9 protein-coding genes and 1 pseudogene are annotated in these 13,378 nt (G+C 68.5%); 5 read left to right on the top strand and 5 right to left on the bottom strand.

Features of this window, described 5'->3' with window-relative positions:
- Positions 1 to 6: 6 nt before the first annotated feature.
- The 3 genes from ACIHEJ_RS22930 to ACIHEJ_RS22920 all read right to left on the bottom strand — a co-directional run bounded on the left by ACIHEJ_RS22930 (position 7) and on the right by ACIHEJ_RS22920 (position 2,851).
- Positions 7 to 1,242 (bottom strand): CpaE family protein, encoded by a 1,236-nt coding sequence (locus ACIHEJ_RS22930; protein WP_400138340.1) that lies wholly within the window; start codon positions 1,240 to 1,242, stop codon positions 7 to 9.
- 12 nt (positions 1,243 to 1,254) lie between these two features.
- Positions 1,255 to 1,962 (bottom strand): Flp pilus assembly protein CpaB, encoded by a 708-nt coding sequence (gene cpaB, locus ACIHEJ_RS22925; RefSeq protein WP_400138339.1) that lies wholly within the window; start codon positions 1,960 to 1,962, stop codon positions 1,255 to 1,257.
- Positions 1,963 to 2,023: 61 nt separating this feature from the next.
- On the bottom strand, positions 2,024 to 2,851 hold the full coding sequence (locus ACIHEJ_RS22920; protein WP_400138861.1) for a hypothetical protein: 828 nt from the start codon (positions 2,849 to 2,851) through the stop codon (positions 2,024 to 2,026).
- Positions 2,852 to 3,191: 340 nt separating this feature from the next.
- Between ACIHEJ_RS22920 and ACIHEJ_RS22915 the strand changes: the two genes are divergently transcribed.
- From ACIHEJ_RS22915 to ACIHEJ_RS22895, 5 genes are all read left to right on the top strand, one after another.
- Positions 3,192 to 4,910 carry a chitinase gene (locus ACIHEJ_RS22915; protein WP_400138338.1) on the top strand — a complete coding sequence of 573 codons (1,719 nt, stop codon included), beginning with the start codon at positions 3,192 to 3,194 and terminating at the stop codon, positions 4,908 to 4,910.
- Positions 4,911 to 5,103: 193 nt separating this feature from the next.
- Entirely contained in the window at positions 5,104 to 5,589 is a 486-nt protein-coding gene (locus ACIHEJ_RS22910; RefSeq protein ID WP_400138337.1) for a hypothetical protein, read from the top strand.
- Positions 5,586 to 6,224, top strand: coding sequence for a hypothetical protein (locus ACIHEJ_RS22905; RefSeq protein ID WP_400138336.1), 639 nt, complete (start codon positions 5,586 to 5,588; stop codon positions 6,222 to 6,224). Before ACIHEJ_RS22910 ends, ACIHEJ_RS22905 begins: the two co-directional genes overlap by 4 nt.
- Positions 6,224 to 10,945 (top strand): putative T7SS-secreted protein, encoded by a 4,722-nt coding sequence (locus ACIHEJ_RS22900; protein WP_400138335.1) that lies wholly within the window; start codon positions 6,224 to 6,226, stop codon positions 10,943 to 10,945. The genes ACIHEJ_RS22905 and ACIHEJ_RS22900 overlap by 1 nt, the downstream gene beginning before the upstream one ends.
- A 26-nt stretch (positions 10,946 to 10,971) precedes the next feature.
- The gene (locus ACIHEJ_RS22895) at positions 10,972 to 11,403 is read left to right on the top strand and encodes an SMI1/KNR4 family protein (protein ID WP_400138334.1); all 432 of its coding nucleotides are present in this window, start codon (positions 10,972 to 10,974) and stop codon (positions 11,401 to 11,403) included.
- A 544-nt stretch (positions 11,404 to 11,947) separates the two neighbouring features.
- Here the strand turns inward: ACIHEJ_RS22895 and ACIHEJ_RS22890 are convergent.
- Both ACIHEJ_RS22890 and ACIHEJ_RS22885 read right to left on the bottom strand, forming a co-directional pair.
- Positions 11,948 to 12,738: pseudogene (locus ACIHEJ_RS22890) on the bottom strand (hypothetical protein).
- A 32-nt stretch (positions 12,739 to 12,770) separates the two neighbouring features.
- Positions 12,771 to 13,187 (bottom strand): ATP-binding protein, encoded by a 417-nt coding sequence (locus ACIHEJ_RS22885; protein WP_400138333.1) that lies wholly within the window; start codon positions 13,185 to 13,187, stop codon positions 12,771 to 12,773.
- Positions 13,188 to 13,378 lie beyond the last annotated feature (191 nt).

Raw genomic sequence — 13,378 nt, 5'->3', positions numbered from 1 at the left:
GGGCGCTCACTCCTTCCGCCGCCGAAAGCCGCCGGCTCCCCGGCCGGCGCCCCGGTGCGAGGCCCCCTCGGCCGCCTTCGCCAGCCCCAGCTCCCCGGCGAGCCCCCAGAGCGCCTGCTTCACGGTGCTCTTGCCGTCCAGCTCGTGGACCCGGCCCGCGTCCACGACGGCCTGCAGCTCCTTGAAGTTGGCCGGTACGGCCGTACGCGCCAGGGCGGTGCCGGTGATGCGCTGCACGAGGGCGGGTTGGATCTCGGCGCTGCGCGTGTGCCGGTTGACGACCACGGTCGTCTCCTCGGCCTTGCGGATCTGCAGCCGGTCCCACATCCGTACGGTCCGTTTGGCGGCGCGTACGGCGATCACGTCCGGGGTGGTCACCAGCAGCGCGGTGTCGGCCATCTCGACGGCCGCCGCTCCGGCCCCGCTGAGCTGGGCGCCGCAGTCCACCACGACCACCTCGTAGCGGGAACGCAGGGCGCTGACGATCTGGCGGGCGGCGCGGTCGGTGACCTCCTCGCCGCGTTCGCCCTCGGCCGGGGCGAGGAGGAGCGCGAGCCCGGTGTCGTGGCGGAAGACGGCGTCGGCGAGGACGCGGGGCGAGATGTCGGTGATGGCGGCGAGGTCGACCACGGACCTGCGGAACTGGATGTCCAGGTAGGAGGCGATGTCGCCGGTCTGCAGGTCCAGGTCGACCAGGGCGGCGGGGCGGCCGGAGGCCTGCGCGGCGAGGGCCAGCTGGATCGCGGTCAGGGTCGCACCGACCCCGCCCTTGGCCCCGCTGACGGTGACGACCGTCCCGCCCACGCCGGCGAACACCTCGCCGCCGTGTCCGAGATGGCGCCGTACGCCCGTCGACCACTGGGCGACGGCCTGCACGCGGCTGGCCAGTTCCTCGTACGACAGCGGGAGCGCGACCAGGCCCCGGGCGCCGGAGTCCATGGCGGCGGCGAACAGGCCGGGGCTCGCGTCGGTGGTGACGAGGATGACGCCGACGGCGGGGAAGCGCAGGGCGACCTCGCGGATCAGCTCGAGGGCCGGGACCGGTCCGATCCGCTCATGGACGACGACCACTTCGGGGAGTTCGTCGATCGACTCGGCGGCGAGCCGGGCCAGGAGGTCCACCAGCTGGGTGGAGTCGGTGACCGGTGGCTGGGGTTCGGCGTCGGGGAGCTGGCTGAGCAGGGTGGTGAGGGAGCGGACCGCGTCCGGGTCCGCTCCCGCCGGGAGGATCCTGGTGGGCATGCGGGCCGCCTCTCACTTGTCCGTCGCGAGTTCGTAGGTGCGGTCCTTGTCGGGGACGCTGGTCTCGCCGCCGGGCGCCACCAGCGCGAGCCGGACGCGCTGGGCGAAGGACTCGGCGTAGGTGATGCGCTGGGCGTCGAGGGCGGACAGCGCGAAGGTGATGGGGACGGCCTCGCTGGGCTGCTGCTGGTTCTTGCTGCTGTCGGGGTCGAGAGCGGTGATCCGGCCGACGTCGAGGACACGCGCGTTGGTGACGATGATCTTCGACTGGTCGGGGTCGCCTTCCTTCTTGCCCTGGAAGGTGGCGTACACGTTGACCCTGGCCCCGGGGGTGATCTTCCCGGCCACGCCGGTGGCCGCGTCGATCATGATGGCGACCTCCTGCTGCCCCGGCTGGAGGGCGGGCTGGTCGACGATCATGTCGGTCTGCAGCAGCGAACCGGCCCGCAGGGTGGTCACGGCGATCTTGCCCTGGATCTGGTGGAGGTCGGTGACGGCGGTGCCCGACAGCCACCGCCTGGGCATCGCGACCTTCTCGAACTGTCCCGCGTCCAGGGTCGTGTACGGCTTGACCTCGGACCGCACCCGGTAGGCGGTGACCTCGGGGCCGACCTTGGAATTCGCGTCGTGGACGACGGAGAGCACGCCGGCGAACGCGCCGAGAGCGCACAGGACCGACAGGATCAGGAGTATCACGCCGCGGCGCTGACGGGAGTTCATGAACCGTGCAACCTCATTGGGGGAATCGGTCGAGCGGGATGTGAGTGGTCCGGTACGCGGGTCAGGCGGGCGCGCGCTGCTCCAGGGCGCGGGGTGCGGGTGGCTCGTACACCGGTGGCAGGGCGGAGCAGAAGACGCAGCGGTCGCCGATGACGTCCAGGCCGCACCAGTGGCAGCCGGTCTGCCGGACCGAGGTGACGAGCTGGTAGAGGACGGAGAGGTCGGCGAGGTAGCTGCAGAACTCGACCATCCGGCCGGTCCCCCACCACACCGCGGACTCGGCGGGCAGCGGGACCTCGCGCAGTCCGTGCACGCTCCACCGCGTGCCGAGCCCGGCGACCCAGTCGCTCTGCAACTGCCCCCTGGCGAGAACCATCCAGGTGTTGAACTCGGGCCCCATGAGGGTGACGTCGGGCTCGACCTTGACGAGCTGCGGCTCCGGATGGGCGAGCACGGCGAACTGACTGCCGGGCATCCACGACTTGGCGTGCGCCTTCAGTCCGACCGGCACCCGGTCCAGCCTGGCGACGGAGCCGAGGACGGCACCGGCGTGCAGGTAGTGGGTGAGCAGCCGCCCGGCGGAGGCGAGCACACCCGGGCTCAGGTCGCAGGAGGCGAGCTGCCGCAGCTGCCGGGCCAGGACGGCGATGCCGAGCGGCGGCAACTCGGGCCGGAAGAAAGCGATGCGGTCGCTCTCCAGCAGCGCGCGCAGGGTGTGCAGTCGCCTCAGGACGGGCTCCGGCGTGGCCGGGGAGCAGACGACGATCACGTACCCGTGCTGCTCGGTCAGGGCCTGCAGTTCGGTGAGGACCTGCTCCAGCGGGCGCCGGTCCAGGTCGCTCAACACGACGGCGGGCACGGTCCGTTCGTCCTGTGCTGGCAGCGCCATGTCGGCGCTGGTCACGGCGATGGCAGTTGGCACGCGCAGCTCCCCGCTCTTCACACCCGGCCGGCCCGCCGGTGTCACTCTCGTACGCCGGGCCGACTTCACTGCGTGACTACCTGAGCACTGTATCCACGGCCGTATGGCCGGAGAACAGCGTTTGTGAAGCTCGCATGGAACTCTCCTGGAGCAACTCCTGCCAAAAGCGGACAGGTTGAGCAGCCATATGCGACCCCCTCTGGTCTGGACCTATTGACACGGAGATTGGTCTGGACCAACTTGTACCCCAGCGGTGGCCACCGTCGTTCATCCCCTCCCCGCCCGTCTTCCCCCACCGGAGGAACCAGTGGACCGCGCTCCAGGCATACCCAGACCCCGCAGACGGCGGCTCGTGACATGGTCCGCCGCCACCGCCCTGGCCCTCTCGGTCGCGGGCCTCGCCTCCGCGACGCCCGCCTCCGCGGCGGACGTCAACAACGTCAAGAACGCGGGCTTCGAGTCCGGCCTGTCCAACTGGACGTGCTCGGCCGGCAGCGGCACGACGGTCTCCTCCCCCGCCCACTCCGGTTCCTCCGCCCTCAAGGCGACTCCGGCCGGGCAGGACAACGCCCAGTGCACCCAGTCGGTCGCGGTCAAGCCCAACTCGACGTACACGCTCAGCGCCTGGGTGCAGGGCGGCTACTCCTACCTGGGCGTGACCGGCACCGGCACGACGGACGTCTCGACCTGGACCCCCGACACCACGTCCTGGAAGCAGTTGTCCACGACCTTCACCACCGGCGCGTCGACGACCTCGGTCACGGTCTACACCCACGGGTGGTACGGCCAGGCCGCCTACTACGCCGACGACGTCTCGGTCTACGGACCCGACGGCGGCGGGGGCGGCGACCCGGCCCCGACCGTCCCGTCCGCGCCGGCCGGTCTGTCCGTCTCCGGCACGACGTCCTCGTCGGTGGCGCTGTCCTGGAGCGGGGTGTCGGGCGCGACGGGCTACAACGTCTACCGGGACGGCACGAAGGTCATGTCGGTGACGGGCACGTCGGCGACGGTGACCGGCCTGTCGGCGTCGACTTCGTACGCCTTCCAGGTGACGGCGACGAACGCGGCGGGCGAGTCGGCGAAGTCGGCGGCGGTGACGGGCACGACGGCGTCCTCGGGCACCGGTGGCGGCGGAGGGGGTCTGCCCAGGCACGCGGTGACCGGCTACTGGCAGAACTTCAACAACGGCGCCAAGGTCCAGAAGCTGTCGGACGTCCCGTCCTCGTACGACATCATCGCGGTGGCCTTCGCGGACGCGACCTCGACCCCGGGCGCGGTGTCCTTCACCCTCGACTCCTCCGGCCTCGGCGGCTACACGGTGGACCAGTTCAAGGCGGACATCAAGGCCAAGCAGGCGGCGGGCAAGAAGGTCATCGTCTCGATCGGCGGCCAGAACGGTACCGTGTCGATCAACGACTCGGCCTCGGCGACGAACTTCGCGAACTCCGTCTACTCCCTGATGCAGACGTACGGCTTCGACGGCGTCGACATCGACCTGGAGAACGGCCTGAACGCGACCTACATGACCCAGGCGCTGCGCGCCCTGTCGTCGAAGGCGGGCTCGTCCCTCGTCATCACGATGGCCCCGCAGACGATCGACATGCAGTCCACGTCGAACGCCTACTTCCAGACGGCCCTGAACATCAAGGACATCCTCACCGTCGTCAACATGCAGTACTACAACAGCGGTTCCATGCTGGGCTGCGACGGCAAGGTGTACAGCCAGGGCTCGGTGGACTTCCTGACGGCCCTCGCCTGCATCCAGCTCCAGGGCGGTCTCTCCCCGTCCCAGGTGGGCCTCGGCCTCCCGGCCTCGACCAGCGCGGCGGGCAGCGGCTACGTCTCCCCGACGGTGGTGAACAACGCCCTGGACTGCCTGACGGCAGGCACCAACTGCGGCTCCTTCAAGCCGTCGAAGACCTACCCGGACCTGCGGGGCGCGATGACCTGGTCGACGAACTGGGACGCGTCGTCGGGCAACGCGTGGTCGAACGCGGTGGGGGCGCATGTGCATGCGCTGCCGTGAGGTGAGCGGTTCCTGAGCAACGTTTGCAGCGCCCGGGCCCGGTGGGGTCCGGGCGCTGTCAGCTTGGGAGAGGGGGTTCGGATCCGGCCGAACCTGCTCGGCAAGCGCGGTACCGCGTTGCGATCCGCAACACGTCGGTGTGATGATCCGACGTATGGCGGACCACGGGGGTGACGCCCACTCAGTGGGAGGAATGCGCAGGTCAAGGCTGTCCGATTACGCGGAGATGGTTGGATCCGAACACGCGGCGCCCCCTGACCGGACGAGTCTCGCGCCCGCGTCTGTGCCAGAGCAGCCACAACCATCCCGCGAGTTCGCCGCGCTGCTGGGCGAGTTCCGCCGTACGCCGGTGCTGGTGCCGCTGGACGAGGCCGGCGAGGCGCTCCTGACGGCCGACTTCGGCGGTGTCCGCTGGATCTACGCGTTCTCGCACGAGTCGGCGCTGGCCCGTTTCGCGGTCGCGCGCGGTGAGGGCGAGCGGGAGTGGGCCTATCAGCGGTGGCTGGGAGCACGACTGCTGGACGCGGGTGTGCCGACGGTCGGGGTGCCGTGCGGGGTGGCCCTGGATGTGGGCAGCGAGGGCGAGGGCGTGCTGTTCCCTCCGGTGGCGGGGGTCGTGCCGGACGCGATGGCCGTGGACCGGGCCGCTGTCGAGTCGAACGGGGAGGGGTCGCGGTGAGCGGGACCGAGGGCAAGGACATCAAGGCAACCCGGCTGAACCTGATCGCGCAGGGCATCACCCAGACCCTCGACGAGCTGAAGGAACTCGGCATCGACAGCTGGGCGGGAGCGGGCCGTGGCTTTTCGGACATGGAGCTGTCCGGGATGGAGCTGGGGCATGACGACCTGACGGGGAAGTTCAAGTCGTTCTGCGAGCGCTGGGAGTGGGGCGTGCGCGCCCTGGTGGCGGAGGGCAACGCCTTTGCGCAGGGTGTCGGCCTGTCCGCGGGAACGTTCTACGAGACGGACCAGTACGTCAGCGGCGCGCTGAAGGTCGGTGCGAACTCACTGATCGGCAATCCGTACGCCTCCGAGGCCGACGTGGAGAAAATGGGCTGGGGGGACATCGTCGAGTCCGGGGCAGCCGGCGGGGCGGACTACAGCAAGGAGTCCTTCGACCAGGCGTTGGCCAACAGCAAGCAGGGCTGGCTGGACGCCGACCGGGACTTCATGACCTCCCAGGCCGCGGACAACCTGGGCCTGCGGCCCAGCGGCATGTCGGACGCGGAGTACAACCAGTTCCTGGACGAGACCCTCGGCCCCTCCCCCGAAGCCCGAGCCAAGGCCGCCGGGCAGCAGGGCGGTGAAGGCTGATGGGCCTGGGAGACGTCACCAACTCGCTCTTAGGAGCGGGCGAGGACCTCTACGACTCCGGCAAGAAGATGGTCGGCAAAGGCGTCGACAAGGTCACGGACGTCGCAGGTGACGCCCTGGACTATGTCGGGGAGCACAAGTACGCCGACGTCGTCAGGGCCGTGGGCGACTACGCCGCCTCGGAACTCGGTGCGACCCCTGGCGAGAAACAGCTCGGCGAGACCGAGCTGGCCTCGGAACTGGTCCACGGCGCCCCTGAGGCCATCCGGGCCTCCGCCACCCACCTGAAGGACTTCCACAGCGCCTTCGACAACGTCGGCCAGGGCATGCGCAAGCTGGACTCGTCGTCCTGGCAGGGCGAGGCGGCCGACACCTTCCGCAAGAAGTTCGCCATGCACCCGGTGAAATGGCTGCACGCGGCGGACGCCTGCCGTGACGCCGCCACCACCCTCGACGCCTACGCCGAGACCGTCACCTGGGCACAGGAGCAGGCCCAGCACGCCCTGAACCTGTACAAGAAGGGCACCCACGCCTCCAAGACGGCGGCGGACGCCTACAACAGGAAGGTCGACACCTACAACGCGGCCCTGAAATCGGGCGACGACCCCGGCCCCCGCCCGGCGAAGTTCCACGACCCCGGACTGGCGGACATCCAGCGCGCCAGGGAAGTCCTCCACGAGGCCCGCACCCAGCGCAACACAGCCGCCGAGGGCGCCGCCAAGGCAGTGGAGAAGGCCCTGGCCCACGCTCCCGCAAAGCCGCCGCCCCTCACCCGTCTGAAGGCGAACCTCGGGGACGGCTCAGACGCCGCGCACACCGAGCTCCTCCACTTCGACGGCGGTGTCATCAAGGGCACCGCCGGCCTGATCACCTTCGTCCGCGGCCTGGACCCCACCGACCCCTACAACGTCACCCACCCCGCCGCCTACCTGCAGAACATCAGCATGACCCTCTCGGGCCTGGTCTCCACAGGCTCACACCCCGACCGCGCCCTGAAACAGACCTGGGACGAGTTCCGCAAGGACCCCTCGGAGTTCGGCGGCCGCATGCTGCCCCAGCTCCTCCTCGGTGACGGCGCCGGAATGGAAGCCGGCCTCGCCCGGGACGCGGCGGAGGCGGGGATGATGCGCTCGGCCGCCGAGCAAGGACTGCGCAAGACCGCCCGGGACACGGTGGACAAGGGCGCGGAGGACGTCTCGCGGCGCCCGGTCGAGAAGGTCTGCGAGAAGGACCCGGTCGACGTCGCGACCGGCCGGATGGTGCTGCCGCAGACCGATGTCTCCCTTCCGGGCGCCCTGCCCTTGATCGTCAGGCGCCAGTTCGAGTCCGCGTACCGGCTCGGGGGCTGGTTCGGCCCGACCTGGTCCTCCACGCTCGACCAGCGCCTGGAGATCGACCAGGAGGGCGTGGTCTTCGTGGGGGAGGACGGCCTGGCCCTCGCCTACCCGCACCCGGCCCCGGGCCTGCCGACGCTGCCCACCCACGGCCCACGCTGGCTGCTGGACCGAGTCGAGGACGGCTACACCCTCACCGACCCCGACTCCGGTCACGTACGCCACTTCGCTGACCGCTCCGAGTGCCTGGCGGTTCTGGAACAGATCGACGACCGCAACGGCAACTGGATCACCTTCGATCACGGCACCGACGGCACGCCCCGCGCCGTCACTCACAGCGGCGGCTACCGCCTGCTGCTGTCGGCCGCCGACGGCCGGATCACCGCGCTGCACCTGGCAGGCGCCGCAGCGGACGGCACGGACCAGGAATTGATCCGCTATGGCTACACCGACGGCCACCTCACCGAGGTCTACAACTCTTCAGGCCACCCCACCGTCTTCGGCTATGACGCCCAAGGCCGCATCACCTCCTGGACGGACACCAACGACAGCCACTTCACCTACGTCTACGACGACGAGGACCGCTGCACCCACCAATCCGGCGACGCCGGCCACCTGCGCTCCGCCTTCGCCTACGGGCCGGTGGACCCGGACACCGGAGAGCGCACCACAACCATCACCGACTCCCACGGCCACACCACCCACTACCTGGTCAACGCTCGCTGCCAGGTAATCGCCGAGACGAACGCCGTCGGCGCGACCACCCGCTACGTCCGAGACCGTTACAACCGCCTGCTCTCCACGGCGGACCCGCTGGGCCACACGACGACCTTCGAGTACGACGCGACGGGCAACCTCACGCGGATGGTCCGCCCTGACGGCCGTGAGTCCAGGGCGGAGTACAACGTCCTGGGCTTGCCGCTGAAGGTGGTGAACCCCGACGGCACGGTGATCCGCCAGACGTACGACGACCGGGGCAACCGCACGTCGGTGACGGACCCGGCGGGCCGGACCACGCGGTTCGCGTACGACGAGGCCGGCCGTCTGACGTTGGTGACGGATCCGCTGGGCAACGAAACAAACGTGGCCTGTGACCGGGCCGGTCTCCCCTTGGAGGTGACGGACCCACTCGGGGCGGTGACCCGCTACGAACGTGACGCCCAAGGCCGCCCGGTCACCATCACCGACCCCTCAGGAGCCACAACCCGACTGCAGTGGTCGACCGAGGGCCACCTGACCCACTGCACCGCCCCGGACGGAACCACGGAAGCGTGGACCTACGACGGCGAGGGCAACTGCACCAGCCACACCGACTCCCTGGGCGGTGTATCCCACTTCGAATACACCCACTTCGACCTACTCACGGCCCGCACGGGCCCGGACGGCGTCCGCTACGAGTTCGCCCATGACACGGAACTGCGCCTGACGCAGGTCACCAACCCGCAGGGCCTGACGTGGGAGTACGAGTACGACGCCACCGGTCGCCTGGTCACGGAGACGGACTTCGACGACCGCACGCTGACGTACGAGTTCGACGCAGCGGGCCGTCTGACCACGCGAAGGAACGCTCTCGGCGAGGTGACCTCCTTCGAACGCAACGAGCTGGGCCAAGTGCTCCGCAAGGACGCGGCGGGGCTGGTCACGACGTTTGCCTACGACTTCACGGACCAGCTAGCCCAGGCGACGGGCCCTGACGGCACCATGCTGACGCTGCTGCGAGACCGCTACGGCCGCCTGCACTCGGAGACGGTCGACGGCCGCACGGTGACGTACACGTACGACGCCTTGGGCCGCCGCACCGGCCGCACGACGCCCGCGGGTGCGGTCTCCACCTGGTCCTACGACCCGGCAGGCCGCCGCACCGGCATGGTGGCATCGGGCCGCTCGATCGACTTCACGTACGACGAGACGGGCCGTGAGCTCACCCGTCAGTTCGGCGACACGGTCACGCTGGAGCACTCCTTCGACGCGATGGGCCGCCTGACAACCCAGTCGGTGACCGGCACCCAGGCCCGCAGGATCCAACAGCGGACGTACACCTACAGGGCCGACGGCAACCTGATCGGCATAGACGACCACCTGTCCGGCAGCCGCCGCTTCGAGTTGGACGCGACGGGCCGGGTGACGGCTGTCCACGCGGCCGGCTGGACGGAGCGCTACGCCTACGACGAGGCAGGCAACCAAACCCAGGCGAGCTGGCCCACGACCCATCCCGGCGCAGAGGCAACCGGCCCCCGCACCTACACGGGCACCCACATCACCCGAGCCGGCAACGTCCGCTACGAACACGACGCCCTGGGCCGCATCACCCTGCGCCAGAAAACCCGCCTGTCCCGCAGGCCGGACACCTGGCGCTACGAATGGGACACCGAGGACCGCCTGACCTCAGTGATCACCCCGGACGGCACCCGCTGGCGCTACACGTACGATCCCCTGGACCGACGCACGGCCAAACTCCGCCTGGCGGAGGACGGCCAAACGGTCGTCGAACGCGTCGACTTCACGTGGGACGGCACGACCCTCTGCGAACAAACGACCACGTCCCCCGACCTCCCCAACCCGGTCACCCTCACCTGGGACCACCAAGACCTACTGCCCCTCGCCCAATCGGAACGGATCACCGCGACCGAAGACTCACAGGAGGAAATCGACTCCCGATTCTTCGCAATCGTCACTGATCTCGTCGGCACCCCCAGCGAACTCATCGATGAACAAGGCAACATAGCCTGGCGCGCCCGAAGCACCCTCTGGGGCACTACGGCCTGGCCAGCAAACAGCGTGACCTACACCCCCCTGCGCTTTCCAGGCCAGTACTACGACCCCGAAACGGGCCTCCACTACAACCACTTCCGCCAATACGATCCAGAAACCGCCCGGTACCTCACACCTGACCCGCTGGGCCTGACACCTTCCCCGAATCCATCCTCATATGTGCACAACCCGCATCTCTGGGCTGACCCCCTGGGGCTGACTCCCTGCAAGACTGCCGCACAGAATGCCAAGAACGACAAGACAACTCCTCTCGGCAAGGAGATTCCTACTCGAAAGGAAGGATCCGTCGGAAGCACGACCAACCACAAATACAAGCAGACCTTTTTTGATGCACATCCGAAACTCAAGGGAAAAGTCGTCGTCCATCACGCCATCGAGCAACAGGTCCTGAAACGCTACCCCAACCTGTTTAAGGCGGATGAGATACATTCTCTCGAAAATCTGCGCGGAATACCAAAGGGAGACATCAACAGTAGAATCCACCTCAGCGAGATACGTAAGTCCTGGAACGATTTCTACCGAGCCCACCCTACGGCAACACGACAGCAAGTGCTCGAACATGTCACTAAAGTGGATGATATGCTGGGGCACTGGTTCAACCCTCGCATTCGATAATTCGACAGAAACGGAGAACGGAACTCATGTGGCGAGAACTCGCCTTGGAATTCCATGAAGTAGAGCTGCAAGACCCGGCGGCATCCGACACCCTGACCGCCCTCGAGGAGCAAATCGGTCAACAACTGCCCGCCTCTTTGCTCGAACTCCTGTCGGAGACGAACGGCATTGAAGCCGGTTACGGAACCGAGGTGGTCTGGACGGCCGACAAAATCCTGGAAGAGAATCAGTCATTCCGTCACAACGAGGAGTTCCGTAACCTGTACATGCCGTTCGACGCTCTTCTCTTCTTCGGCGACAACGGGGGCGGTGACCAATTCGCCTTCGTGCGCACCCCAGCTCGCGATGACGTCTTCGTATGGGACCACGAGACGGACAGTCGCACCTGGGTCGCACCATCGCTCGAAAGTTACCTGCGCAACGCACTCGCGAGTGACGACGAGGACTGGTACCGCTAATCCCTCCCGCCCCGGCCGGGGTGGCGACCCACATCGAGGGCCCGCAACGACCTGTCGGCGGATCACGCCCCCATCCGCATGTGCGCCGAAGCCCCGTCTGCGAGAACCGTTACGCCTCTTGCCTCGACGCCTTGGATCTGGGGCATGCCTCAAGGACGGCCCGGTGGCTCACGCGCCCCCAGCCATACTTCCCCCGGTCCCCGAACCGTGCCGCCGGCTGCCGCCCCCCAGAACTCCGCGCGCACCCTCACCAGCCCCAGCTCAACCGGCAGCCCGGCCACTTGCTCCAGCGGACGCGGAAGACCCGGCGGTGCGGGGTCGGTGTCCCCGCTCTGATCCACACCATGTCCTCTGCCGTACGGCGCACCCTCAGCGCCGCTGGGCCCTTCGTGTGCCGTACGGCATTGGAGACCTACTCCGCCGCCGTCGTTCGAGGACCTCTCCGAGCTGGAGCATCGCGCGAGCTACCGCTGGGACGTGGACTTCCCGTGCCTGGCCTTCTCCGGACCACTCGCCGAGAAGCGAGCGGCCGGCCGGCACTTGCTCACTCCGTGCTGAACAGCTCCACGGCGTCGGTGGCATGTACGGCCCGCTGGGCCCAGACCTCTAGCTGAGCGAGATCCGTGCAGGCGTCGATTCGCTGGCGGGCGGTGTCGGGCACCGGGATGTCACGCCATTCAAGCAGGTGAGTGATCATCCCTTGGAGAGCCTCGATACGGCCCTGCTCTCGGCCCTGCTCCAGGCCCTGTTCTCGGCCTTCCTCGCGTACCTGTTCCGCCAGCGGGTGTCGCCAGAAGTACTGGATCGCCGTCATCAGGTCCCCCCACATCTGCTGCGCCTGGGGGTCAGCCAGGCAGGAGTCGACGAACTGCACGAATACCGCGGCGGTGTCCGAGTCGATGGTCCGCAGGGCGGCGGCCAGGGATTCCAGTATGGCCGCAGCCTGCGGTCCACGCCCGTGCGTCATGGCCGAGAGCACCGCAAGGGGGACATCCTTCTCGGCCTGCCGCTCGTCCGCAATCACCGGCACGTTGTCCGGGCCCGGTACTTCTCGTACAGGTACGACAGGTAGTACGGCCAGCTGCCCCGCTTCCGCTCGTCCACCTTCCCCTGCGACTCCACCACCAGCAGATACGTGCCCTCATCCGTCTCCGCCCGAAGCAGCGTGTCCACGCGGCGCTCGACCGGTTCGATCTCGGTGAGATCGATGTTGAGCGCGGCGATCTCCCTCGGTTCGGGGAAGGGGACGTGCAGGACCTTCTGTAACGCCCTCGTCAGCAGCGTCGGATCCTTCTGGAAGATCCGGTGCAGCGCCTCATGCGACGAGCCGACCATCAGCTCTCCTTCCCATCGTGGGGATCAACGAGCTAGGCCACCGCGAGTTCGCACCACACGTACTTCCCCCGGTCCCCGAACCGCGCCGCCGGCTGCCACCCCCAGTACTCCGCACAGGCCCGCACCAGACCCAGCCCCCGCCCGTCCTCCCACTCCAGCTCCGCCACCTGTTCCAAGGGGCGGGGCGGGTCCGGTGGTGCCGGGTCGGTGTCCCACGCGCCGATCCACACCATGCCCTCCGGGGTCCGGCGGACCCTGAGGGCCGCCGGTCCCTTCGTGTGCCGTACCGCGTTGGAGACCAGCTCCGCCGCCAGCAGCTCCGCCGTGTCCGCGATCCCGATGAACCCGTGCAGGGTGAGGATCAGGCGCAGGGTGCGGCGGCAGACGGTCACGGCTCTGAGGTCGTTGGGGATGTAGAGGGTGTAGTCCCAGGACTCGCTTTCGGGCATGCCTCGTCAATTCCGTTCAATGAAGGGGATTCGGCGCGCGGTGGCATTGCCGCAGCCGTCATGGCAGGACGGAGCGGTGCGCTTCCGCTGCGTGTGCATCGCGTCACCGACGGTAGGGCCATAATTTGGGACCATGCAAGTCATTGCCGTAATCTGCCCTCGAACGGGGCTCGTTGGCGCGGGAGGAAGAC

This window comes from Streptomyces sp. NPDC052301 (assembly GCF_044593395.1).
GTDB lineage: Bacteria > Actinomycetota > Actinomycetes > Streptomycetales > Streptomycetaceae > Streptomyces.
The sequence above is the reverse complement of the archived record's forward strand: the minus strand, read 5'-3'. Positions and strand labels throughout refer to the sequence as shown.